18 protein-coding genes are annotated in these 23,921 nt (G+C 53.1%); 14 read left to right on the top strand and 4 right to left on the bottom strand.

Annotated elements, in window-relative coordinates:
* Window positions 1–7 precede the first annotated feature (7 nt).
* The 3 genes from GKC68_RS15005 (at window position 8) to GKC68_RS14995 (ending at window position 4,213) form a co-directional block, all read left to right on the top strand.
* On the top strand, window positions 8–1,351 hold the full coding sequence (locus tag GKC68_RS15005) for a replication-associated recombination protein A (RefSeq protein WP_342656901.1): 1,344 nt from the start codon (window positions 8–10) through the stop codon (window positions 1,349–1,351).
* Between the two features lie 90 nt (window positions 1,352–1,441).
* A complete protein-coding gene (gene serS, locus GKC68_RS15000; protein WP_028723710.1) occupies window positions 1,442–2,734 on the top strand; it encodes a serine--tRNA ligase in 1,293 nt (430 codons plus the stop codon).
* 324 nt (window positions 2,735–3,058) lie between these two features.
* Entirely contained in the window at window positions 3,059–4,213 is a 1,155-nt protein-coding gene (locus GKC68_RS14995; RefSeq protein WP_342656298.1) for an MFS transporter, read from the top strand.
* A gap of 101 nt (window positions 4,214–4,314) precedes the next feature.
* Here the strand turns inward: GKC68_RS14995 and pflA are convergent, their stop codons facing one another.
* The 4 genes from pflA to ycaO form a co-directional block, all read right to left on the bottom strand.
* The gene (pflA, locus tag GKC68_RS14990) at window positions 4,315–5,055 is read right to left on the bottom strand and encodes a pyruvate formate lyase 1-activating protein (RefSeq protein WP_014606197.1); all 741 of its coding nucleotides are present in this window, start codon (window positions 5,053–5,055) and stop codon (window positions 4,315–4,317) included.
* 167 nt (window positions 5,056–5,222) lie between these two features.
* Complete coding sequence (gene pflB / locus GKC68_RS14985) at window positions 5,223–7,505, bottom strand: formate C-acetyltransferase (protein WP_028723707.1); 2,283 nt, start codon at window positions 7,503–7,505, stop codon at window positions 5,223–5,225.
* 72 nt (window positions 7,506–7,577) lie between these two features.
* On the bottom strand, window positions 7,578–8,438 hold the full coding sequence (gene focA / locus GKC68_RS14980) for a formate transporter FocA (RefSeq protein ID WP_028723706.1): 861 nt from the start codon (window positions 8,436–8,438) through the stop codon (window positions 7,578–7,580).
* Window positions 8,439–8,815: 377 nt separating this feature from the next.
* Window positions 8,816–10,579 (bottom strand): 30S ribosomal protein S12 methylthiotransferase accessory factor YcaO, encoded by a 1,764-nt coding sequence (gene ycaO, locus GKC68_RS14975; RefSeq protein ID WP_342656297.1) that lies wholly within the window; start codon window positions 10,577–10,579, stop codon window positions 8,816–8,818.
* A gap of 309 nt (window positions 10,580–10,888) precedes the next feature.
* On the opposite strand from ycaO, the gene serC reads away from it, so the two are divergent.
* The 11 genes from serC (at window position 10,889) to kdsB (ending at window position 23,873) form a co-directional block, all read left to right on the top strand.
* The gene (gene serC / locus GKC68_RS14970) at window positions 10,889–11,974 is read left to right on the top strand and encodes a 3-phosphoserine/phosphohydroxythreonine transaminase (RefSeq protein WP_342656296.1); all 1,086 of its coding nucleotides are present in this window, start codon (window positions 10,889–10,891) and stop codon (window positions 11,972–11,974) included.
* Window positions 11,975–12,055: 81 nt separating this feature from the next.
* Window positions 12,056–13,342 carry a 3-phosphoshikimate 1-carboxyvinyltransferase gene (aroA, locus tag GKC68_RS14965; protein ID WP_110956793.1) on the top strand — a complete coding sequence of 429 codons (1,287 nt, stop codon included), beginning with the start codon at window positions 12,056–12,058 and terminating at the stop codon, window positions 13,340–13,342.
* A 192-nt stretch (window positions 13,343–13,534) separates the two neighbouring features.
* Complete coding sequence (gene cmk / locus GKC68_RS14960; RefSeq protein WP_014606194.1) at window positions 13,535–14,215, top strand: (d)CMP kinase; 681 nt, start codon at window positions 13,535–13,537, stop codon at window positions 14,213–14,215.
* A 122-nt stretch (window positions 14,216–14,337) separates the two neighbouring features.
* Window positions 14,338–16,011: a 30S ribosomal protein S1 gene (gene rpsA / locus GKC68_RS14955; RefSeq protein ID WP_026021040.1), complete on the top strand. Its 1,674-nt coding sequence runs from the start codon at window positions 14,338–14,340 to the stop codon at window positions 16,009–16,011.
* Window positions 16,012–16,093: 82 nt separating this feature from the next.
* The gene (gene ihfB / locus GKC68_RS14950) at window positions 16,094–16,378 is read left to right on the top strand and encodes an integration host factor subunit beta (protein ID WP_003849360.1); all 285 of its coding nucleotides are present in this window, start codon (window positions 16,094–16,096) and stop codon (window positions 16,376–16,378) included.
* 202 nt (window positions 16,379–16,580) lie between these two features.
* Window positions 16,581–18,836, top strand: a complete 2,256-nt coding sequence (locus GKC68_RS14945) for a DNA internalization-related competence protein ComEC/Rec2 (protein ID WP_342656295.1) — start codon at window positions 16,581–16,583, stop codon at window positions 18,834–18,836.
* A 34-nt stretch (window positions 18,837–18,870) separates the two neighbouring features.
* Window positions 18,871–20,619 carry a lipid A ABC transporter ATP-binding protein/permease MsbA gene (gene msbA, locus GKC68_RS14940; protein WP_110956791.1) on the top strand — a complete coding sequence of 583 codons (1,749 nt, stop codon included), beginning with the start codon at window positions 18,871–18,873 and terminating at the stop codon, window positions 20,617–20,619.
* Window positions 20,616–21,617: a tetraacyldisaccharide 4'-kinase gene (gene lpxK, locus GKC68_RS14935; RefSeq protein ID WP_342656294.1), complete on the top strand. Its 1,002-nt coding sequence runs from the start codon at window positions 20,616–20,618 to the stop codon at window positions 21,615–21,617. Before msbA ends, lpxK begins: the two co-directional genes overlap by 4 nt.
* A gap of 24 nt (window positions 21,618–21,641) precedes the next feature.
* Window positions 21,642–22,859 (top strand): winged helix-turn-helix domain-containing protein, encoded by a 1,218-nt coding sequence (locus tag GKC68_RS14930; RefSeq protein ID WP_342656293.1) that lies wholly within the window; start codon window positions 21,642–21,644, stop codon window positions 22,857–22,859.
* Between the two features lie 85 nt (window positions 22,860–22,944).
* On the top strand, window positions 22,945–23,127 hold the full coding sequence (locus GKC68_RS14925) for a Trm112 family protein (protein ID WP_013025246.1): 183 nt from the start codon (window positions 22,945–22,947) through the stop codon (window positions 23,125–23,127).
* Complete coding sequence (gene kdsB / locus GKC68_RS14920) at window positions 23,124–23,873, top strand: 3-deoxy-manno-octulosonate cytidylyltransferase (RefSeq protein ID WP_028723698.1); 750 nt, start codon at window positions 23,124–23,126, stop codon at window positions 23,871–23,873. Before GKC68_RS14925 ends, kdsB begins: the two co-directional genes overlap by 4 nt.
* Window positions 23,874–23,921: the final 48 nt, after the last annotated feature.

The raw sequence follows: 23,921 nt of genomic DNA, 5'->3' as shown, positions 1-23,921 counted from the left end.
GGTGGTAGTGGGCAACCTGTCTCTGGATTTCTCCAGCGAAGATTTTAAACCTCTGGCCGCGCGTATGCGGCCAGAAACCCTGAAGCACTATATTGGTCAGCAGCACCTGCTGGCCGCGGGCAAACCGCTGCCGCGCGCCATTGAGGCTGGCCATTTGCATTCAATGATTCTCTGGGGACCGCCAGGAACAGGCAAAACCACACTGGCCGAGATTATCGCGCACTATGGTAATGCGGACGTTGAACGCATCTCTGCCGTTACCTCCGGCGTCAAAGAAATTCGTGAAGCGATAGAGCGTGCGCGCTTGAGCAAGCAGGCAGGCCGTCGCAACATCCTTTTCGTGGATGAGGTGCACCGTTTCAATAAAAGTCAGCAGGATGCCTTCCTGCCCCATATTGAAGACGGCACCATTACCTTCATTGGCGCCACCACTGAAAATCCCAGTTTCGAACTTAATTCCGCACTGCTGTCACGCGCCCGCGTTTATCTACTGAAGTCCCTGACCACAGAAGATATTGAGCAGGTGCTTGACCAGGCCATGCACGATGCCGATCGCGGCTATGGCAACAGCGATATCCTGTTACCGAATAATACGCGCCGCATGATCGCTGAGCTAGTGAGCGGCGATGCGCGCCGTGCGCTGAACACGCTGGAGATGATGGCCGATATGGCCGAAACCAACGCGCAAGGCAAAAGAGAACTAACGCCACAGCTGTTGACTGAAGTGGCCGGTGAGCGCTCTGCCCGGTTTGATAACAAGGGTGACCGCTTTTACGATCTTATCTCAGCATTACATAAATCGGTCCGGGGCTCGGCACCCGATGCCGCCCTGTACTGGTACGCCCGAATCATTACTGCAGGGGGCGATCCGCTGTATGTCGCGCGTCGTCTGTTGGCCATTGCCTCTGAAGACGTGGGCAATGCCGATCCGCGCGGCATGCAGGTGGCGATATCGGCGTGGGACTGTTTCACCCGCGTCGGTCCGGCAGAAGGGGAGCGGGCAATTGCCCAGGCCATCGTCTATCTCGCCTGTGCGCCAAAAAGTAATGCCGTTTATACTGCCTTTAAAGCGGCGATGCGCGATGCGCGCGACCACCCTGATTTTGATGTTCCCGATCATCTGCGCAATGCCCCCACTAAGCTGATGAAAGAAATGGGCCTGGGTGAAAGCTATCGCTATGCCCATGATGAAGCTAACGCCTATGCGGCCGGTGAGGTCTATTTCCCTCCGGAAATGGCACAAACACGTTACTATCATCCCACCCAACGCGGTCTTGAAGGCAAAATTGGCGAAAAGCTGGCCTGGCTTACTGAACTCGATCAAAATAGCCCGACAAAACGCTACCGCTAAAACAGACGTTGCGGTAATGTGGTCAATGTTTTCAACGCATTCCAGCTGGAATGCGTCCCTTCTTTCAACTCATAAATACACAGGATAAGCATGCTCGATCCCAATCTGCTGCGTAATGAGCCAGACGCAGTCGCAGAAAAACTGGCACGCCGAGGATTTAAACTGGATGTGGAAATGCTGCGTTCGCTCGAAGAGCGTCGCAAAGTCTTGCAGGTAGAAACTGAAAATCTGCAGGCCGAGCGTAATTCCCGATCCAAATCCATCGGTCAGGCCAAAGCACGTGGGGAAGACATCGAGCCACTGCGTCAGGAAGTGAACAGCCTGGGCGAACGCCTTGATGCTGCCAAAGCAGAACTGGATGAACTGCAAAACCAGATTCGTGACTTCAGCCTGGCGCTGCCGAATCTGCCTGCAGACGTTGTGCCGCTGGGTAAAGACGATACCGAGAACCTGGAAATCAGCCGCTGGGGTGAACCGCGTCAGTTTGATTTTCAGGTGAAAGATCATGTTGAGCTGGGCGAAGCCGCGAAAGGCCTGGATTTTGCTGCGGCGGTCAAACTCACCGGTTCACGCTTTGTCGTGATGCAGGGCCAGATTGCCCGCCTGCACCGGGCGCTCAGCCAGTTTATGATTGACTTGCATACCGAGCAGCATGGCTATCTGGAAACCTATGTGCCTTATCTGGTCAACCATGCAACCCTGTACGGAACAGGACAGTTGCCAAAGTTTGGTGAAGATCTGTTTCACACCCGACCGCTGGAAGAAGAGTCAGAAAGCAGCCACTATGCGTTGATTCCTACTGCCGAAGTGCCGCTGACCAATCTGGTGCGCGATGAAATCGTCGAGGAAGAAAACCTGCCGCTTAAGCTAACGGCTCACACGCCGTGCTTCCGCTCTGAAGCGGGTTCCTATGGCCGTGACACGCGCGGGCTTATCCGTATGCACCAGTTCGATAAAGTCGAGATGGTACAGATAGTGGCGCCTGAAACCTCAATGGATGCCCTGGAAGAGCTGGTCGGTCACGCCGAAAAAGTCTTACAGCTGCTGAATCTGCCTTATCGTAAAGTGCTGCTGTGCACCGGCGATATGGGCTTTGGTGCGACCAAAACCTACGATTTAGAAGTGTGGTTGCCGGCGCAGAATACGTACCGTGAAATCTCCTCTTGTTCAAACATGGGGGATTTCCAGGCTCGCCGTATGCAGGCAAGGACCCGCAGTAAGCAGGATAAAAAGCCGCGTCTGGTGCATACCCTGAATGGTTCTGGCCTGGCCGTTGGCCGCACCTTGGTGGCGGTGCTGGAAAACTACCAGCAGCAGGATGGCCGCATCGCCGTGCCTGAAGTATTACGTCCTTATATGAACGGCCTGGAATTTATTGGTTAATCGCCCGTTATTCTCTGAAAAACCCAGCGGCTGCTGGGTTTTTTTTTGGTCCGAAAAGGCGGATCGATGCCAAAGGAGGGGATGAGAATTTATCACAAATAAACGTTATCGATGTCTCCCGGTGCCGAAAGCGTAAAAATCTACATTATCAGTAAGATAGCTTTATTTCCCCTGCGGTAAATTATGCCGCTAACTTACTGAAGATAAATAAATTAAATTGTCGGCCAGCAAAATGTGCTGCGGTGCGTTTGGCCCCGTTGACTTTAAAAAACGCAGTGGCAAACTGCGCGCAATTTCTTTCATTTCTTTTGGTTTTAATTCCCTATGTCGACCTGGTCACGTCCTGTGATACTGCTGCTTTGCGGCCTGCTGTTAATGACAGTTGCAATTGCTGTGCTGAATACGTTAGTGCCTCTCTGGCTGACGCATGATGCTCTGGCTACCTGGCAGGTGGGCGTGGTGAGTTCGTCGTATTACACCGGCAATCTGCTTGGCACGTTGCTGGCGGGCTGGCTGATTAAAAAGTATGGATTTAACCGTAGTTATTATCTGGCAACTGGCCTGTTTGCGGTGGCAACCCTGTGTATGATGGTGCTGGCAGGCTTCTGGTCATGGACGCTGTTGCGTTTTAGCGCGGGTGTTGGCTGCGCCTTAGTCTGGGTCGTGGTTGAAAGCGCTTTATTGTGCAGCGGCACAGTGCGTAACCGTGGGCAGCTGCTGGCTGCCTATATGATTGTCTATTATCTGGGAACGGTTGCCGGGCAGCTACTGGTGAGCAAACTTTCCACAGCGCTGTTGAGTGTGATCCCCTGGGTAACCGCGACGGTGATTTGTGCCATTTTACCGCTGATCTTCACCCAGGTTGCTGCCAGCAGTGATCCGGCAGAAGCTTTGCTTGGTGGCCGTATCTTACCCATGCTACGCCGCCGCACTTCGCGCCTGGGCATCAATGGCTGCATCATCGCCGGGATTGTTTTAGGTTCGTTGTATGGCTTGATGCCGCTCTATCTTTCCCATCAGGGTATGAGCGATGCAAACGTAGGTTACTGGATGGCGTTACTCGTGAGCTCAGGTATTGTCGGGCAGTGGCCAATTGGGCGCCTTGCCGATCGCTTTGGCCGCATGATGGTATTGCGTGTGCAGGTATTTGTGGTCATCCTGGGCGCGATTGCCATGCTGACCAATGCCGCAATGGCACCTGCCTTGTTTGTTCTGGGCCTGGCGGGTTTTACGCTTTACCCTGTGGCGATGTCGTGGGCCTGCGAAACCGTGGCGCATCACGAACTGGTGGCCATGAATCAGGCGCTGTTACTGAGCTATACGCTGGGCAGTCTGGCGGGACCGAGCATGACGGCAATGCTGATGCAGAGTTACTCAGACCGTTTGTTGTTCGTGATGATTGCGGCAGTGGCGCTGGTATACCTGGTGATGCTGTTGCGTAAAGCCGATCATCATGCCACGCCCGTGGCGCATGCCTGAATGTCTTCTGGAGAGGAGGGCAGCACTGTGCCTCATTGTTGCATGGTGGTCGGTGCGCCTTCCTGTGTTCCTGCGGGGCGATAGAGATTTCCGCCCCGTTTTCAATACATGACTTCATGTCCGTAGCGGAGAAGAATGTTTTTTACCCGCTCCATCGTCTCTTTAGTGGGCGGTTTCACGCCATCAAGCTTGTACTCTTCGCCCATCGCGATCCACTTATGTTTACCCAGTTCGTGATAAGGCAGAAGCTCGATCTTTTCAACGTTCGCCATATCCTGGGTAAACGCCCCCAGGCGATGAACGGTATCGTCGTCATCTGAGTAGCCAGGCACGACGACAAAACGGATCCATGTCCGTTTGCCTTTTTTCTGTAGATAGCGGGCGAAATCAAGCGTGCGATGGTTAGATACGCCAACCAGAATCTGGTGAACCTCGTCATTCATCTGTTTAAGGTCCAGCATCACTAAATCTGTTGCGTCCAGTAACTCATCAATGACCGGATCGTAGCGGCGAACAAAACCATTGGTATCCAGACAGGTATGTATGCCTTCTGCCTTGCAGGCACGAAACCAGTCACGCACAAACTCAGCCTGAAGAATAGCTTCGCCACCCGATGCGGTGACGCCACCGCCAGAGGCATTCATAAAGTGACGGTAGGACAGAACGTCCGCCATCAGCGCCTCAACGGTGATTTCTTTACCGGCGTGCGTGTCCCAGGTATCGCGGTTGTGGCAGTAAAGGCAACGCATCAGGCAACCCTGGAAAAAGGTAATAAACCGGATGCCGGGACCGTCTACGGTTCCGCATGATTCGAATGAGTGGATGCGACCTATGGCTGACATTGCGATGTTTCTCCAGGTAAGCCTGCGGAGCAGGTGGCACACTCTCTGGTGTGCTCTGAACAGGAAATCAATTTTGGTGGTTATCCGTATGTCAGATAACGACCAAAGCAGACTTTGAATATGAGGCTCCATGAAGGAGCCTCAGAAAGGGCTGATGGCGACAGCGCTTACAGCGATTGTGTAAAGGTACGGGTGATCACGTCCTGCTGTTGCTCTTTTGTCAGCGAATTAAAGCGAACGGCGTAGCCGGAGACGCGAATAGTTAACTGAGGATATTTTTCAGGATTATCCATCGCGTCCATTAACATCTCCCGGTTCATTACGTTCACATTAAGATGCTGACCGCCTTCAATACTGGTCTCATGATGGAAGTAACCGTCCATCAAGCCTGCCAGATTGGTTTTACGCACGTTGTCATCTTTGCCTAACGCATTTGGAACGATAGAGAAAGTGTAGGAGATACCGTCTTTTGCGTAAGCAAAGGGCAGTTTCGCCACCGAGGTCAGCGAGGCCACGGCACCTTTCTGATCGCGACCGTGCATCGGGTTAGCGCCCGGACCAAAAGGCGCGCCTGCACGGCGACCGTCTGGCGTATTACCGGTTTTCTTGCCGTAAACCACGTTAGAGGTAATGGTCAGCACAGACTGGGTCGGTACAGCGTTGCGGTAGGTTTCGAGTTGCTGAATCTTTTTCATAAAGCGTTCAACAAGGTCGCAGGCCAGATCGTCAACGCGGGGATCGTTATTCCCGAACTGCGGATACTCTCCTTCGATGTCGAAATCGATGGCCAGGCCATCTTCGTCACGCACCGGTTTCACCTTCGCGTATTTGATGGCAGACAGCGAGTCGGCCGCGACAGAGAGTCCGGCAATACCGCATGCCATGGTGCGGTAAACGTCACGATCGTGCAGTGCCATCAGCGCGGCTTCATAGCTGTATTTATCGTGCATGAAATGGATGATGTTCAGTGCAGTGACGTACTGTTTCGCCAGCCAGTCCATAAAGTGATCCAGACGCGCCATTACCACGTCAAAATCAAGCACCTCATCGGTAATCCTGGCTTCTTTTGGTCCGACCTGCATTTTCAGTTTTTCGTCCACGCCGCCATTGATTGCGTAGAGCAGGGTTTTCGCCAGGTTGGCGCGGGCACCGAAGAATTGCATTTGCTTACCGACAATCATCGGGCTGACGCAGCAGGCAATTGCATAGTCATCGTTGTCGAAATCGGGACGCATCAGGTCGTCGTTTTCATACTGCAATGATGACGTATCAATAGACACTTTCGCCGCATACTTTTTAAAGTTAACCGGCAGCTTCTCAGACCACAGAATGGTCATGTTAGGCTCAGGTGAAGGGCCCATGGTGTAGAGGGTATTGAGGAAACGGAAGGTGGTTTTACTCACCAGCGTACGCCCGTCAACGCCCATACCGGCCAGCGATTCCGTTGCCCAGATGGGGTCGCCAGAGAACAGTTCATCGTACTCAGGCGTGCGCAGGAAGCGGACCATGCGCAGTTTCATCACCAGGTGGTCAATCAGTTCCTGCGCCTGCGCTTCGTTCAGCTTACCGGCGTTGAGATCGCGCTCAATGAACACGTCCAGGAAGGTTGACACACGGCCAAAGGACATGGCTGCACCGTTCTGTGATTTTACTGCGGCAAGATAGCCGTAATAGGTCCACTGAACGGCTTCGACGGCATTGGTCGCCGGACCTGAGATATCATGACCATATTTGGCTGCCATCTCTTTGATTTGTCCAAGCGCCCGATGCTGGTCAGCAATTTCCTCGCGTAAACGAATGGTGGCTTCCAGGTTGACGCCATTTTCCAAATCGCTTTGCAGAGACGCAAACTGAGCAAACTTATCGGCCATCAGGTAATCAATGCCGTATAAGGCGATACGACGGTAGTCACCGATGATGCGTCCACGACCATAGGCATCAGGCAGGCCGGTTAATATACCTGATTTACGGCAGCGTAAAATGTCAGGGGTATAAACATCAAACACGCCCTGATTGTGCGTTTTACGATAGTCGGTGAAGATTTTTTTCAGTGACGCATCAAGTTCGCGCCCGTAAACTTTGCAGGAACCCTCGACCATCTTAATGCCGCCATAAGGAATAATGGCGCGTTTCAGCGGCGCTTCCGTTTGCAGGCCAACGACTTTTTCCAGCGATTTATTGATATAACCGGCATCGTGCGAGGTGATGGTAGAAGCAAGATCGGTATCGAAATCGACGGGTGCGTGGGTTCGGTTTTCAACTTTGATGCCTTCCAGCACGCTTTCCCACAATTTAGTGGTGGCTTCGGTGGCGCCAGCGAGGAAAGATTCATCGCCCTCATACGGCGTATAGTTTTTCTGAATGAAGTCGCGTACGTTGACGCTGTTCTGCCATTCGCCTTCAGTAAAACCCTGCCAGGCTGAGGCCAGTTTTGCGTTAAGTTCGGTCATATTATACCTGCCTTATTTAAGGAGACTTTTGCTCTTGGGTCAATCCGGTTGGGATGAACCCTCGAGGCTGGATTAGTGCGCTTCGTGTCCACCGCGTAAGTAAATTACCCAGTAGGTCAATCCGACCAGCACGCCACCGCCGATAATGTTGCCGAGCGTGACTGGAATCAGATTGTCGAAAATAAAGTTTTTCACAGAAAGGGCCGGAAACTGCGCTGCTGTCGCGCCTGCAGCATGCCAAAACTCCGGGCCAGAAAAATCGCGAATGATGATGGCGAAAGGAATTAAAAACATATTTGCGATACTGTGTTCAAAACCACAGGCAACAAACATCGCCACCGGCAAAATCATAATCAGGCTTTTATCCATTAAGGTCCGTCCTGAATAACTCATCCAGACCGCCAGACAGACCATCAAATTAGCCAGAATACCCAGACAGACCGCTTCAACAAACGTGTGATGCATTTTATGGTCGGCAGTCTGCAACACGTTTAAACCCCATGCGCCGTTGGCCACCATATGCTCACCGGAAAACCACATCAGCGCGACAAAAAACAGCGCACCGACCAGGTTACCGACATAAACGTTGATCCAGTTACGTGCCAGCTGCCCCCAGGTGATGCGGCCACTCGCTTTCGCAACGACGATCAGCACGGTGGAGGTAAACAGGTCGGCACCGCATACCACAACGAGTATCAACCCGAGTGAGAAACAGATACCCCCGACGAGCTTAGCCATACCGAAAGCCATTTCACCGCTGCCGGTGGTGGCTGTGATGTAAAAGACGAAAGCAATGGAGATAAACATGCCTGCGGTAAACGCGAGAAAGGTTGTTGTCAGTGGATGCTTGGTGGCTTTGTAAACGCCAGCGTCTTCAGCCACTTTTGCCATCGCGGCGGGTAATAACAGATTAAAAGGATTGTCAGCTTTCACACTAACTCACTCCAAAAGTTGTCTGAAAAAAATAATAACAAATACACCTGTCATGAACGTTGATATAGATCATGTCCAGCAGAGCAACAACGGTAAAGGTTTAATAAGAAAGGGGGTTTTTTTGGGTAACGTCATGAAAAATAATGAATAAATTTATTTTAAATAATGCAAGTTTTGTTTAAAGAGAGGGCGCAATCAAGGCTGAGTATTGTAGATTCGTTAACAAGGTAGGTTGTTGGTGGCGCTATTTAGCAGAAAAATAATGACGTTGATCTATTAATGGCAGGAATACATAAGGATCAATAAAAAGGCACTGAACAGGTTCAGTGCCTCAGGCATGATTCTCAGACTACCCCGCGTGAATGCTCAACGCTGGCTCAGGTATTTTTCCAGTAGCGGCGTTTAGCGCGCTGCAATTTTTCATAAGCCGCCAGTAGTGCCTGATGAGCAGGAAAAGCGGTCAGGTCGCTGTCTACCGACTGCAGACCGTTGAAGGCCGCTTCACCACTGATCGCTGCGGATGCCGCTTCTACCGCCTCTGCGCCATACATACGAACGAAGGCGGCGTGATATTCCAGTGAATTCCGCTCGTCTTCCATGGCCAGAAGGAGCAGAGTTTGCAGGCAACGATAATAATTTGCCCGCGCTGGGCTGAACACGGAGCCGTTGAATTCCATGGTCCATTCTGTCCAGATCAGTGCCTGATCCAGATCGCCGCCAGCCAGCGCCAGCATGGCTTTAAGCTCCCCAATGCGTAAGGTATACCAGCCATTATCTTTACCCGTTGCCAGGCCAAGCAGCTCACGGACGCGGGTGAAGTCATCAAAACCTTCTTCATCCAACTGCGAAATGAGATCAAGATACTCTTCTGGATTCCAGTTGCTGCCGGGCAGGGCAAGCAGCGTGTCACGAATATCAGCGCCCATGCTGTTATTTGCCAGCAGCAGGTCTTCGGCCGGATAGATATCGGACATGCCCGGCACAATAATGCGACAGGCATAAACGCCTAAGTGCTCGTAGTCCGCGATATAAACTTCCTGATCTTCGGCAGCAAAAATGGCCATCAGTGTGCTGAACTCTTGCTCGGTAGTACCTGCAAACGTCCAGTCAACAAAGGGATAATCGGCCGTTTCTTTAAACATATCCCAGGAAATCAGGCCGCTTGAATCAATAAAGTGAGTTTCCAGATTGGCGTGCTCTGCCACTTCTTCATCATCAAAGGTGGGCGGGGTAAAGACGTCCAAATCCTTGAGGCTGCGGCCCTGAAGCAGTTCAGTAACGGTGCGCTCTAGCGCAACGCCAAAGTCCGGATGCGCACCGAAGGACGCGAAACAGGTGCCATTGGCAGGGTTAAACAGGACCACACAGATAACCGGATAGTTACCGCCCAGCGACGCGTCATACGCAAAAATTGGGAAGCCTTCCGCTTCCAGGCGCGCAATGGCCTCGACCACGGAAGGGTAGCGCGCCATCACTGACTCAGGGATGGCTGGGAGGCTGATCGATTCGGCAATGATACGGTTCTTAATGTAGCGCTCAAAGACCTCGGATAATCCCTGTACCCGCGCCTCATTGGCCGTATTGCCGGCCGACATGCCGTTCGATACGTAAAGGTTGCCAATGATATTCATCGGGATATAGACGGTTTGCTGATCCGACTGGCGGGTAAAAGGCAGGGCGCAAATACCGCGTTCGCTGTTACCCGACTGGAGATCGATCAGGTCTGATGCGGCCACCGCATTTTCAGGATCGTAAAAGGCACGCAGGCGTGAGTCCAGGATCCCCTCAGGCAGGCTGTCATCTTCCGGAAGCGCAAACCATTTTTCATTTGGGTAATGAACAAAATCGCTTTGAGCGATGCGGTTACCCAGCCAGAAATCGGCAAAAAAATAGTTCGTGGACAGGCGCTCAAAATATTCACCCAATGCGGAGGCCAGGGCGGCTTTCTTGCTGGCACCTTTACCGTTGGTAAAGCAGAGTGGACAGTCGCGGTCGCGAATATGCACAGACCAGACGTGTGGAACAGGATTAAGCCAGGAAGCTTCTTCTATATTAAAGCCCAGATCCTGCAATTTGGTCTGGAAACGCGTAATGGAGTCTTCCAGGGCGGCATCTTTGCCCGGGATAAAAGTTTGCGTCATGGTGCCGCTCTCTCTGTGTATAGGGTGCCTAAAGCGCGCAATGATACGTTTTTTACCGCCTGTTCGCTATCAAGTCGCTGCAATTTTACTGGACGTTTTCTCATGTCAGGGTTTGTCTGCCAATACCGGCAATGAGTGAAAGGAACGCCCCTCACAATATTTTGTGTTGGCTTGCATTGGTAACATAACCTCCGGTGCGCCGTGCTGAAAAAATGTGACCGGTGTTAGATTTATGATTGCAGCCACCAGAATGCAGTGATAAAACCGAATCGTTATTCATAACCGTTCGATATGACAGTGGTGAGGGAAATGACGCAAATTTATAATTTTAGCTCTGGCCCAGCGATGCTGCCGAGCGAAGTGCTCCGCCGTGCAGAACAAGAATTGACAAACTGGCATGGTCTGGGGACTTCAGTAATGGAGATCAGTCACCGCAGTAAAGAGTTTATTCAGGTGGCCGAGGAAGCGGAAGCGGACTTCCGTGATCTGCTAAAAATCCCCTCTAATTACAAAGTTTTATTCTGCCACGGCGGCGCACGTGCGCAGTTTGCTGCGGTACCGGGCAACCTGCTGGGCAGCGCCACCAGTGCAGATTATGCCGACGGCGGCTACTGGGCGCACAGCGCCATTAAAGAAGCGGCAAAATATTGTTCGCCCCGCACGCTGGATGTCAAAACGACCCTTGAGGGGAAACGCGCCATTCTGCCTATGCGTGAGTGGGACGTGAGCGATGCCGCAGCCTATTTGCACTTCTGCCCGAATGAAACCATTGACGGCGTTGCCATTGATGAAGAACCTGATTTCGGCGACAAGGTCGTCGTGGCCGATCTCTCTTCCACGATTTTATCCCGCTCTATTGATGTCAGCCGCTATGGCGTGATTTATGCGGGCGCCCAGAAAAATATTGGTCCGGCGGGCATTACCCTGGTCATCGTCCGGGACGATCTGTTAGGTAAAGCGCATCAAAGTGTACCTTCCATTCTGGATTACAGTGTTCTGGCGGAAAACGACTCCATGTTCAACACGCCGCCAACGTTCGCCTGGTATCTGAGCGGTCTGGTCTTCAAGTGGTTGAAGCAGAAAGGCGGCGTCGGTGAAATTGAAAAAATTAATCAGGCAAAAGCCGGCTTGCTTTACGCCCTCATCGATAAGAGTGATTTCTACCGTAATGATGTCGCTCTGCTGAACCGTTCGCGAATGAATATTCCTTTCCAGCTGGCGGATGCGTCACTCGACGGCCTGTTCCTGGAGGAGTCATTTAAAGCAGGTTTGCATGCCTTAAAAGGCCATCGCGTTGTTGGCGGCATGCGTGCATCCATCTACAATGCAATGCCGCTGGAAGGTGTTAAAGCCCTCACAGACTTCATGATCGATTTCGAACGCCGCCACGGCTGATTAGTCCCCAGTCAGTGGGGTTGCTGACACCTGACTCCGCCATACGGCGGAGTTGTCGTTTTTTTGAGGATAGAGTTTCACATGCAAGATTCCCTGACCCTTCAGCCCATTGCTCGCGTAAATGGCACGGTTAATTTGCCCGGCTCCAAGAGTGTTTCAAACCGCGCGCTGTTGCTGGCCGCATTGGCGAACGGCAAAACCCGACTCACTAATCTGCTGGACAGTGATGATGTTAAGCACATGCTTAATGCGCTTAAGGCTCTGGGCGTCGATTTCACGCTTTCCAGCGATCGTACCGTTTGCGACGTTATCGGAAAGGGCGGACCGCTTCAGGCGTCACAGCCCGTTGAACTCTTCCTGGGCAATGCGGGTACGGCTATGCGTCCGCTGGCTGCGGCGCTGTGCCTTGGCGAGCAGGATGTGGTGCTGACGGGCGAACCGCGGATGAAAGAGCGGCCGATAGGGCATCTGGTTGACGCGCTACGTCAGGGCGGCGCCCAAATCGATTACCTTGAGAATACGGATTATCCCCCTGTTCGTCTGCGTGGCGGCTTTACGGGCGGAGAGGTCACTGTGGACGGTAGCGTATCCAGTCAGTTTTTGACCGCATTGCTGATGACGGCGCCGTTAGCTGAAGAGGACACGCGAATCACAATTAAAGGCGATCTGGTCTCGAAACCTTACATCGACATTACCCTGCACCTGATGCGCTGTTTTGGCGTGGAGGTTGAAAATCAGCACTACCAGCATTTCCTGATCCAGGGAAAACAGCAGTATCAGTCACCGGGGGAGTATCTGGTGGAGGGCGATGCGTCTTCTGCGTCCTATTTCCTGGCGGCGGCCGCGATTAAAGGCGGCACTGTGCGCGTGACCGGTATCGGTCGAGACAGCGTGCAGGGCGATATTCGTTTTGCTGACGTGCTGGAAAAAATGGGTGCCACCATTGAGTGGGGTGACGATTTCATTGCCTGTACGGCGGGCAAGTTACAGGCTGTTGATATGGATATGAACCATATTCCTGATGCCGCGATGACCATTGCCACTGCCGCGCTGTTTGCTGAAGGCACGACCCAACTGCGCAATATCTACAACTGGCGGGTTAAAGAAACCGATCGCCTGACGGCGATGGCAACAGAACTCCGTAAGGTTGGGGCTGAAGTCGAAGAAGGGCACGACTTTATCCGTATTACCCCGCCGGCAAGGCTGATGCATGCTGACATCGGAACCTATAACGACCATCGTATGGCCATGTGTTTTTCGCTGGTGGCGTTATCAGACACACCCGTAACGATTCTTGACCCGGGCTGTACTGCTAAAACCTTCCCTGACTATTTTGAGCAACTGGCGAAAATTAGCCATAACGCCTGAGTCTTGTGCCCGGTGAGTATTTCACCGGGCCGTTTCCCCCGTCCCATTTCTCGCGTCAAAAAAGCCCTTTTTCTGACGAAATTTCGCCTAACCTTCTCTCTTAAGGGTAACGCCGTGTCGCAGGGCAGCGTATAATGCCCGACATTTGTGATGGCCAACTGGCCAAAATGCGCGCAGCAACAGGAGGGAATAATGACAGCAACTGCCCCGGTCATAACTATTGATGGGCCAAGTGGTGCGGGAAAGGGCACCCTGTGCAAAGCGATGGCGGAAGCATTGCAGTGGCATTTACTGGACTCTGGCGCGATTTACCGTGTTCTGGCGTTAGCTGCTTTACATCACCAGGTTGATATCGAATCTGAAGAAGGACTGGTGCCGATTGCCGCTCACCTTGATGTGCGCTTCATCTCACAGAACGGTGAGATGCAGGTCATCCTTGAAGGCGAAGAAGTCACCAGCGAAATTCGCACCCAGGAAGTGAGCAATACCGCGTCGCGGGTTGCGGCATTTCCTCGCGTGCGTGAAGCCCTGTTACGCCGCCAGCGTGCCTTTCGCGAGGCTCCCGGCCTGATTGCCGATGGACGTGATATGGGAACCGTTGTTTTCCCCGACGCGCCTGTGAAAATTTTCCTTGATGCCAGTCCGGAAGTCCGTGCAGAACGACGTATGCTACAGTTGCAGGACAAGGGCTTTAATGTTAACTTTGATCGCCTTTTAGCCGAGATAAAAGAGCGCGATGACCGCGATCGTAACCGCGCTATAGCGCCATTAGTGCCTGCTGAAGATGCGTTAGTGTTGGATTCAACACAGATGTCTATCGAGCAAGTTATTGATAAAGCGCTGGATTATGCCCGCAAAACGCTGGGCATTTAACATTTTGGCTTAAACGAATTGTATTAACCCTGTGCCAGGGATCCGGTGCAGGGCATGTGAAACAACCCCATCCGACATGAAGTCAGATGGACGTTAAATTGAAGAATCCTAAGATTATCAATATGACTGAATCTTTTGCTCAACTATTTGAAGAATCCCTGAAAGAAATCGAAACCCGCCCGGGTTCCATCGTTCGTGGCGTCGTTGTCTCTATCGACAAAGACGTTGTTCTGGTTGATGCGGGCCTGAAATCTGAATCTGCAATTCCTGCAGAGCAGTTCAAAAACGCAGCCGGCGAACTGGAAATCCAGGTTGGTGACGAAGTTGACGTTGCTCTGGACGCAGTGGAAGACGGCTTCGGTGAAACTCTGCTGTCCCGTGAGAAAGCTAAGCGTCATGAAGCTTGGATCACGCTGGAAAAAGCTTACGAAGAAGCTGAAACTGTTACCGGTATTATCAACGGCAAAGTCAAAGGTGGCTTCACAGTTGAGCTGAACGGTATCCGTGCGTTCCTGCCAGGTTCACTGGTAGATGTGCGTCCAGTGCGTGACACGCTGCACCTGGAAGGCAAAGAGCTTGAATTCAAAGTGATCAAGCTGGATCAGAAACGCAACAACGTCGTGGTTTCACGTCGTGCGGTTATCGAATCTGAGAACAGTGCAGAGCGCGATCAGCTGCTGGAAAACCTGCAGGAAGGCATGGAAGTCAAAGGTATCGTTAAGAACCTGACTGACTACGGTGCGTTCGTTGATCTGGGCGGCGTTGACGGCCTGCTGCACATCACTGATATGGCCTGGAAGCGCGTTAAGCATCCAAGCGAGATCGTGAATGTTGGCGATGAAATCAACGTTAAAGTCCTGAAATTCGACCGCGAGCGTACCCGTGTATCTCTGGGTCTGAAGCAACTGGGCGAAGATCCATGGGTGGCTATCGCTAAGCGCTATCCAGAAGGCACCAAGCTGACTGGCCGTGTGACCAACCTGACTGATTACGGCTGCTTCGTAGAAATCGAAGAAGGCGTTGAAGGTCTGGTACACGTTTCAGAAATGGACTGGACCAACAAAAACATCCATCCGTCTAAAGTTGTCAACGTAGGCGATGTGGTTGAAGTCATGGTTCTGGACATCGATGAAGAGCGTCGTCGTATCTCCCTGGGTCTGAAGCAGTGCAAATCTAACCCATGGCAGCAGTTCGCCGAGACGCACAATAAAGGCGATCGCGTTGAAGGTAAAATCAAGTCAATCACTGACTTCGGTATCTTCATCGGCCTGGACGGCGGCATCGACGGTCTGGTTCACCTGTCTGACATCTCCTGGAACGCGACTGGCGAAGAAGCCGTTCGTGAGTACAAAAAAGGTGACGAAATCGCTGCCGTTGTACTGCAGGTTGATGCAGAGCGCGAGCGTATCTCTCTGGGCGTTAAACAGCTGGCAGAAGATCCGTTCAACAACTACATCACTTTGAACAAGAAAGGTGCCATCGTCACCGGTAAAGTGACTGCAGTTGATGCTAAAGGTGCTACAGTTGAATTAGCAGACGGCGTTGAAGGTTACCTGCGCGCTTCTGAAGCTTCACTGGACCGTATCGAAGACGCTACACTGGTTCTGAACGTAGGCGACGACGTTGAAGCTAAATTCACCGGCGTTGACCGTAAAAACCGCGTTGTTAGCCTGTCTGTTCGTGCGAAAGACCAGGCTGATGAGAAAGAAGCCATCAATACTGTTAACACCAAACAGGAAGAAGGCAACTTCTCTAGCGCTATGGCTGAAGCGTTCAAAGCGGCTAAAGGCGAGTAATCGACCTTGCACCGGGCGGATTTATTCGCCCGGTTTCGGTAAAAGCTGTCATACATTCCTGTAGGGATTAACCGGAGGTTACATGACCAAGTCAGAACTGATTGAAAGGCTGGCGGGACAGCATACTCATATACCGGCGAAAGTCGTTGAGGATGCAGTCAAAGAAATGCTGGAGCACATGGCCACGACGCTGGCACAGGGCGAACGCATTGAAATCCGGGGATTCGGCAGCTTTTCGTTGCATTATCGCGCTCCGCGCACCGGTCGTAACCCGAAAACGGGTGACAAAGTGGATCTGGAAGGTAAATACGTTCCCCACTTCAAGCCGGGCAAAGAACTGCGTGATCGTGCAAACATTTACGGCTAAGCCGATACCGAACCGCCTAAACGACATCTCCGGATGTCGTTTTTTTTTGCCTGTCACCTGCGATGGATCTCTCTTCCAGAAAAATGACTCTTCGCTGTAACGGCCGATTTTTACTGCGATCCTTCACCTGCTGAACAACGAATGCACTTTATCCTGAGAAGTCGTGCGGCATACTTGTGGCACGACAGGAGCGGGATGCATTATGTTGACATGGATTTTACTGGCAAGAATCGCCGCGATCACGACGTTACCCTTACTGGTGTTACCCGGGCTGCCTTCCCCTTTCACCATGGTGGTGCTGCTGTTAAGTGGTGTCTGCCTGCTTGCCTTGTCTCATCAAAATATCCGCATCGCCGGCGTGACGCTCCTGTTCACGGCATGGGGGCTTTTTAATGCACAATCACTGGTAAACGATACCGAAATGATGATTGCTGCCCCGGGGAAGTTTGATGTGCAAATTGAGGACGTCCAGCAGGCGCATTCGCGCATCAAAGTCAGATTGCTAAAAATGGACGACCACATTCTCTTCCCGCCACGCTTTGCGTGGCTTTCGTTGCCGGATAACGCCAGTGAGTATTGCCCCGGTCAGCGTGGAAAGATGATGCTCAGGCTGAGAGCGGTGCATGCCAGGCTCAACGAAGGGGCGTTCGATGCGCAGCGCTTCGCCATGGCGAATCATGCACCCGTGCAGGGACGCATTGTTTCCCAGACCATCACGCACGCCTCCTGCAGCGTGCGCTGGCGATTTATCACTCACCATCGTCAGCAAAACGGCCACTTGTCTGCCTCAGCCACGCTTGAAGCGTTAGCCTTTGGCATTCGGGACAACCTCAGTGAGGCGACCCGACAGCTGTTACGGGAGACCGGTACCGCGCATCTTATGGCAATTTCAGGCATGCACATTGCTTTGGCAGCAGGGACAGGGTGGTTACTGGCACGAGGAAGCCAGATTCTGTTCCCGGCCCGCGCTGTCAGCTATTTGTATCCTGTCATCATGGGCTGGCTTTTTGCCGCGCTGTATACCTGGCTTTCCGGGGCGCATGCACCTGCGCAGCGGGCATTACTGGCACTGACACTCTGGGCTGTAACACGTTTCGTTGGCGTGCAGTTGAGTAGCTGGCAAGTCTGGACGCTGTGTGTGGGTTTACTGCTTGCCGTCAACCCGCTTACGGTACTCTCTGACAGCTTCTGGCTTTCTGTGATGGCGGTAGCCATGCTGTTAACCTGGTACCACTGGTTCCCACTGGCAGCACGCTTTCGGCACGCACGCCGCTGGTTACCGATACAGCTTCTCCACCTGCAGTCAGGCATGATGATTATGATGCTACCGTTACAGGCGGGCATGTTCCACGGCATCAGTACAACGGCGCTGATCGCCAATCTGCTGGCCATTCCGGTGGTGTCATTTATCACGGTGCCGTTAATACTGGTTGCGATGCTGCTACCGGTGCCGGCACTCTCCACCTGGTTTTGGCTGGCGGCTGAGGGATCTCTTCGTTTTCTGTTAACCAGCCTGGCGCTGTTGCCGCCGGGCTGGTGGCCGTTGCAGGGGGCAACCTTTTTTATGCTCATGGTGTGGGGCGGCTTGCTGGTCTGGCGCACTGGTGCACTGTTCAGCCTGCCGTGGAGTTGCAGCGCTATCGCACTGGCCATGGTGTTTTCCCGCCACTATAAACCGGAAAGGGAATGGCGCATTGATATGCTGGATGTCGGGCATGGCTTGAGCGTGGTCATAAGTCAGGGCCGTGAGGCCGTGCTGTACGATACGGGACCACGCTGGCAAAACAGTGATGCAGGAACACGCGTGATTACGCCCTGGTTACAACATAAAGGTCTGGTACTGCAGGAGGTTATCCTGAGCCACAGACATCTCGATCATACCGGCGGGCTCGATGCCATTCTGCAACGCTGGCCTGGGATAAAGGTGCGCAGCAGCCTGGGGGGAACGCACCACTTGGCCTGCGTTCGGGGAGCAACATGGCGTTGGAAGCAGCTAAATTTCAGCGTGCTCTGGCCACTCCGTTCACCTAATAACGGTGAAAATAACGACTCCTGTGTGGTGAGCGTTGATGACGGAAATGTCCGGCTGTTACTGACCGGCGATCTGGAAAAACTGGCTGAGCAACAGTTGGTCAGGCTGGAGAAGCAGCAGCTAAAAGCCGATATTTTGCAGGTTCCCCATCATGGCAGCCGCACGTCATCCTCCCGATTACTGCTTCGTAGCGTGGCCGGGCACACCGCAATTGCCTCTCTGGCGCGCTATAATGCATGGCGAATGCCGGCTAAATCTGTATTACGTAATTACCATGAATATGGCTATAACTGGCTCGATACAGGGCAATCTGGTCAGATAAGCATCAGAGTGGGTCAAGGTAAAATGCAGGTTTTTACCCTCAGAGAACAATTAATGCCCCGTTGGTATCATCAGTGGTTTGGCGTCAAACGCGAATCCAGGTAGAATGGCCGGCTATTTCCAACAACGTGAATAAATAATGCATCAAGATAAAGATCTCTCAACGTGGCAGACATTCCGTCGACTCTGGCCGATGATCGCACCCAACAAAGCTGGCTTAATTGTGGCGGCTACGGCCCTGATTATTAATGCCGCAGGCGATACGTTAATGCTCTCCCTGTTGAAGCCTTTGCTGGATGACGGCTTTGGTAAAGCGGACAGGTCCGTGATGCTGTGGATGCCGTTGGCAGTTATTGGCTTGATGCTGGTTCGCGGCGTAAGTAGCTATATTTCCAGCTACTGCATTTCCTGGGTGTCCGGGAATGTGGTCATGAATATGCGCCGGCGTCTGTTCAGTCATATGATGGGCATGCCGGTGGCCTTCTTCGATCAGCAGTCTACGGGTACGCTCCTCTCGCGTATCACCTATGACTCGGAGCAGGTTGCATCGTCTTCATCAGGCGCACTGGTCACGGTCGTGCGCGAAGGCGCGTCCATCATCGGCCTGTTTATCATGATGTTCTATTACAGCTGGCAGCTGTCGCTGATTCTCATCGTGCTCGCCCCCATTGTTTCCTTTGCCATTCGTATGGTGTCGAAGCGCTTCCGCAACATCAGCAAATCCATGCAAAACACCATGGGGCAGGTGACAACCAGCGCCGAGCAGATGCTGAAAGGGCATAAAGAAGTGCTGATTTTTGGCGGACAGGAAATCGAATCGGCGCGTTTTGCCAAGGTCAGCAACCGTATGCGCCAGCAGGGTATGAAGCTGGTGTCAGCGTCCTCAATCTCCGATCCGGTTATTCAGCTAATCGCCTCGCTGGCGCTGGCGTTTGTGCTTTATGCGGCGAGTTTCCCCAGCGTGATGGATACCTTGACCGCCGGTACGATCACGGTGGTGTTCTCATCCATGATTGCGCTGATGCGCCCGCTGAAGTCACTGACCAACGTGAATGCTCAGTTCCAGCGTGGTATGGCGGCCTGCCAGACGCTGTTCTCCATTCTGGACAGCGAGCAGGAAATTGACAACGGTAAGCGTGAAATTACCCGCGCGAAAGGGGATGTCGAGTTCCGTAATGTGACCTTTACCTATCCGGGCCGTGAAACGCCTGCCTTAAAAGAGATCAATCTGGCGCTGCCGGCAGGCAAAACGGTAGCCCTGGTGGGGCGTTCAGGCTCGGGTAAATCGACCATGGCAAGCCTGCTGACCCGTTTTTATGATATTCAGCAGGGCAACATTTTGCTGGATGGCTACGATTTGCGCGAGTACACCTTATCGTCATTGCGTAATCAGGTCGCGCTGGTGTCCCAAAATGTGCATCTGTTTAATGATACCGTCGCCAATAACATTGCCTATGCGCGCAGCGAGCAGTACAGCCGTGAGGAGATTGAAAAAGCGGCGACCATGGCTCATGCCATGGATTTTATCAATAAAATGGATAAAGGGCTGGATACGGTTATCGGCGAAAACGGCGTCCTGTTGTCTGGCGGTCAGCGTCAACGCATCGCCATTGCGCGTGCGTTACTGCGCGACTGTCCTATCCTGATTCTTGACGAGGCCACTTCGGCGCTGGATACGGAATCTGAGCGTGCTATTCAGTCAGCCCTGGATGAGTTGCAGAAAAACCGTACCTCCCTGGTGATTGCACACCGCCTGTCGACTATCGAAAAAGCGGATGAAATTGTGGTCGTGGAAGAGGGCAAAATCATTGAGCGCGGCACGCACGCTGTGCTCCTTGCTGAAAAAGGCGCCTATGCCCAACTTCATAAAATGCAATTTGGCCAATGATTGAGCGCATCTGGAGCGGGCGATCGCCCTTATGGGTGCTGTTATGGCCCCTTAGTGTGCTATACGGGGCGATTACGGCATTGATCCGCTTCAGTTTTCAACGCGGCTGGCGCAAAAGCTGGCGTGCGCCCGTGCCTGTCGTGGTCGTCGGGAATTTAACCGCAGGCGGGAACGGCAAAACGCCGGTGGTGATTTGGCTGGTAGAGGCCCTGCAACAACGCGGCCTGCGTGTTGGCGTGATTTCACGAGGCTATGGCGGTAAAGCAGACCATTATCCGTTGCAGGTCACTGCCGCAACCGCCACTGAACAGGCGGGTGACGAACCCGTTCTGATCGCCCAGCGCACGGGCGCGCCCGTGGCTGTTGCGCCGCGCCGCCGTGAGGCCATTGACGTTCTCCTGAAGCATCACGAACTGGATCTGATTGTGACTGACGATGGTCTGCAGCATTACGCCTTGCAGCGCGATCGGGAGATTGTCGTGGTGGATGGCGTGCGCCGTTTCGGCAACGGCTGGTGGTTACCTGCTGGCCCAATGCGCGAACGCGCTTCACGTCTCAAAACGGTGGATGCCGTTATCGTCAACGGCGGCGAACCGCAGGCAGGTGAAATTGCGATGCAACTGCGCCCGGGCAGGGCGACGCATCTACTGAGCGGTGAACAACGCCCGCTCAGCACCTTTCATAACGTTGTTGCTATGGCGGGAATTGGTCATCCTCCACGCTTCTTTAACACCTTAAAGCAGCAGGGGTTAACGCCTGTAGCGGAAATCGCTTTTGCCGACCACCATGCTTACAGCGTAGAAGAACTTTCGCGTCTGCTGCAGCCTGAGCAGATGCTGTTGATGACCGAAAAAGATGCGGTAAAGTGCCGGGCATTCGCACAACCCTCGTGGTGGTATCTGCCGGTTGATGCACAGCTGCACGCCGAGGCAGCCACCTTGCTGTTAAAGGATATCGAAAACCTTTGCCGTACGTCTGGACACCGGGCAAAGTACTGACCTCCCCATCTGATAAGGAAGAGAATGAACATACATTCACTTTCGCGACAGCAGGCACGTAACATCCACCTCGCAGCTCAGGGGCTGCTTCGTCCGGCAGCCCGCCGGGCGCGTCAGCAGGACATCCCAGACTGTATTAGCCGAATGGCCTTACTACAAATCGACACCATCAATGTGGTTGCCCGAAGCCCTTATCTGGTGCTGTTTAGTCGCTTAGGTGATTACCCTCAATCCTGGCTGGATACATCCCTGGCTCAGGGGGACATTTTTGAGTACTGGGCCCACGAAGCCTGCTTTATTCCACGCAACGATTACAAATTACTGCGACATCGCATGCTCTCGCCCGAACGCCTGGGCTGGAAATACAGTGCGCAGTGGGCTGCCGAGTATCAGCAGGAGATGGCCGATTTACTGACCTATATCCGCGATAACGGCCCCGTCAGATCGGCCGATTTTGCCACCGAAAAAAATCATAAACCGGGATGGTGGGCGTGGAAACCGCACAAGAGGCATCTTGAAAATCTGTTTAGTGCAGGTGAATTGATGGTAGCAGAGCGCCGAAATTTTCAGCGAGTCTACGATTTACGCACCCGGGTGATGCCGGACTGGCAGGATGCGATCCACGCGATCGGCGAGGATGAAGCGGTACGATTGATGTTGATGAACAGTGCGCGCAGCCTGGGAATTTTTCGCAGTGAATGGCTGGCCGATTATTACCGGCTGAAACAGGCACCGATCAAAGACTTTATCCAATCGGCACAGGCCACGGGAGATATTATTCCGGTTGAGGTGAAGGGGATGGGCGCGATGTGGCTGCACCAGAACGCGCTGCCCGGATTAACGACGCCTTTGAAAGCGACGCACACCGCGCTGTTATCCCCGTTTGATCCCGTGGTCTGGGATCGAAAGCGGGCGCGAGAACTGTTTGATTTTGACTACCGTATCGAATGCTACACGCCTGCCGAAAAGCGCAGGTACGGTTACTTCGTTTTACCTTTGCTGCATCGTGGTCAGCTTAAAGCCCGGCTGGATGCACGAATGATTCGCGCGTCACGTCAGTTGGAGATCAAAAATATCTGGCTGGAGCACGACGTCTCCGTCACCGCCTCCTTTCTTCAGGATGCACAACGGGCAATTACCCGTTTCGCGCGCTGGCAGGGTGCAGAGACGGTCGTGATACAGCAGGCTCCTCCGGCGTTGCGGGCACACTGGCCGCGGTTGTGGCCGCTGGATAATTCGTGATGCCACAGTCGGTGTGGTTTACCCGCTCTTATCAACGCTGTGATATGCTTTAGCGCTTACGCTATCGGTCCGTGATGGAGGATATATGGATCACCGTTTACTCGAAATCGTTGCCTGCCCGGTTTGCAATGGCAAGCTGTATTACAACAACGAACAGCAAGAACTGATCTGCAAGCCTGATGCACTGGCTTTTCCGGTGCGCGATGGCATTCCGGTCCTGTTGGAAAACGAAGCCCGTACCTTGTCGGTTGAAGAGATCCATCCATGAGTTTTATTGCCATCATTCCTGCTCGTTATGCCTCAACCCGTCTACCCGGTAAACCCTTGGTCGATATTCATGGCAAGCCGATGGTGGTACATGTGATGGAACGCGCGCGAGAATCCGGTGCCAGCCGGGTTATCGTGGCGACCGATCACCCGGATGTGGCCAGCGCAGTGGAAGCGGCGGGAGGCGAAGTCTGCATCACGCGCGCCGATCATCATTCAGGCACAGAACGCCTTGCTGAGGTGATCGAGAAGTATCAGTTTGCAGACGATCAAATTATCGTCAATGTTCAGGGTGATGAGCCGATGATCCCGGCCGACATCGTGCACCAGGTGGCGAATAATCTGGCGCAGTCTGAGGCCGGTATGGCGACGCTGGCCGTGCCCATTACCGATGCAGAAGAAGCCTTTAATCCTAACGCCGTGAAAGTGGTTATGGATGCCAAAGGCTATGCGCTGTATTTTTCTCGCGCGACCATTCCCTGGGACCGTGAGCGCTATGCGGAATCACGCGATCGAATCGGCGATACGCTGCTACGGCACATTGGCATTTACGCCTACCGGGCAGGCTTTATTCGCCGTTACATCGACTGGGCACCTTGTCCCCTTGAGCAGATTGAATTACTCGAGCAGCTCCGGGTGCTGTGGTACGGCGAAAAGATTCACGTGGCGGTAGCAAAAACGGTGCCGGGCGTTGGGGTCGATACGCCAGAGGACCTGATTCGTGTGCGTGCTGCCATGCGCGGCTGAGGTTATCCGTCAGGTTCAGGGCGTGAAAACGGCTATCCGCTCTTCTGA

This window comes from Pantoea sp. RSPAM1, assembly GCF_038816185.1.
GTDB lineage: Bacteria > Pseudomonadota > Gammaproteobacteria > Enterobacterales > Enterobacteriaceae > Pantoea > Pantoea ananatis.
Note: the sequence above shows the minus strand (reverse complement) of the source record. Positions and strands in the feature narration are given on the sequence as shown.

Bases quoted from the DNA above. Each gene is read 5' to 3' on its own strand.
- aroA (WP_110956793.1), top strand. From the start codon at position 12,056: ATGCAAGATTCCCTGACCCTTCAGCCCATTGCTCGCGTAAATGGCACG.
- cmk (WP_014606194.1), top strand. From the start codon at position 13,535: ATGACAGCAACTGCCCCGGTCATAACTATTGATGGGCCAAGTGGTGCG.
- pflA (WP_014606197.1), bottom strand. From the start codon at position 5,055: ATGTCAGCCATAGGTCGCATCCACTCATTCGAATCATGCGGAACCGTA.
- serC (WP_342656296.1), top strand. From the start codon at position 10,889: ATGACGCAAATTTATAATTTTAGCTCTGGCCCAGCGATGCTGCCGAGC.
- ihfB (WP_003849360.1), top strand. From the start codon at position 16,094: ATGACCAAGTCAGAACTGATTGAAAGGCTGGCGGGACAGCATACTCAT.
- ycaO (WP_342656297.1), bottom strand. From the start codon at position 10,579: ATGACGCAAACTTTTATCCCGGGCAAAGATGCCGCCCTGGAAGACTCC.
- pflB (WP_028723707.1), bottom strand. From the start codon at position 7,505: ATGACCGAACTTAACGCAAAACTGGCCTCAGCCTGGCAGGGTTTTACT.
- GKC68_RS14995 (WP_342656298.1), top strand. From the start codon at position 3,059: ATGTCGACCTGGTCACGTCCTGTGATACTGCTGCTTTGCGGCCTGCTG.
- GKC68_RS14925 (WP_013025246.1), top strand. From the start codon at position 22,945: ATGGATCACCGTTTACTCGAAATCGTTGCCTGCCCGGTTTGCAATGGC.
- serS (WP_028723710.1), top strand. From the start codon at position 1,442: ATGCTCGATCCCAATCTGCTGCGTAATGAGCCAGACGCAGTCGCAGAA.
- rpsA (WP_026021040.1), top strand. From the start codon at position 14,338: ATGACTGAATCTTTTGCTCAACTATTTGAAGAATCCCTGAAAGAAATC.
- lpxK (WP_342656294.1), top strand. From the start codon at position 20,616: ATGATTGAGCGCATCTGGAGCGGGCGATCGCCCTTATGGGTGCTGTTA.
- kdsB (WP_028723698.1), top strand. From the start codon at position 23,124: ATGAGTTTTATTGCCATCATTCCTGCTCGTTATGCCTCAACCCGTCTA.
- GKC68_RS14930 (WP_342656293.1), top strand. From the start codon at position 21,642: ATGAACATACATTCACTTTCGCGACAGCAGGCACGTAACATCCACCTC.
- msbA (WP_110956791.1), top strand. From the start codon at position 18,871: ATGCATCAAGATAAAGATCTCTCAACGTGGCAGACATTCCGTCGACTC.
- GKC68_RS14945 (WP_342656295.1), top strand. From the start codon at position 16,581: ATGTTGACATGGATTTTACTGGCAAGAATCGCCGCGATCACGACGTTA.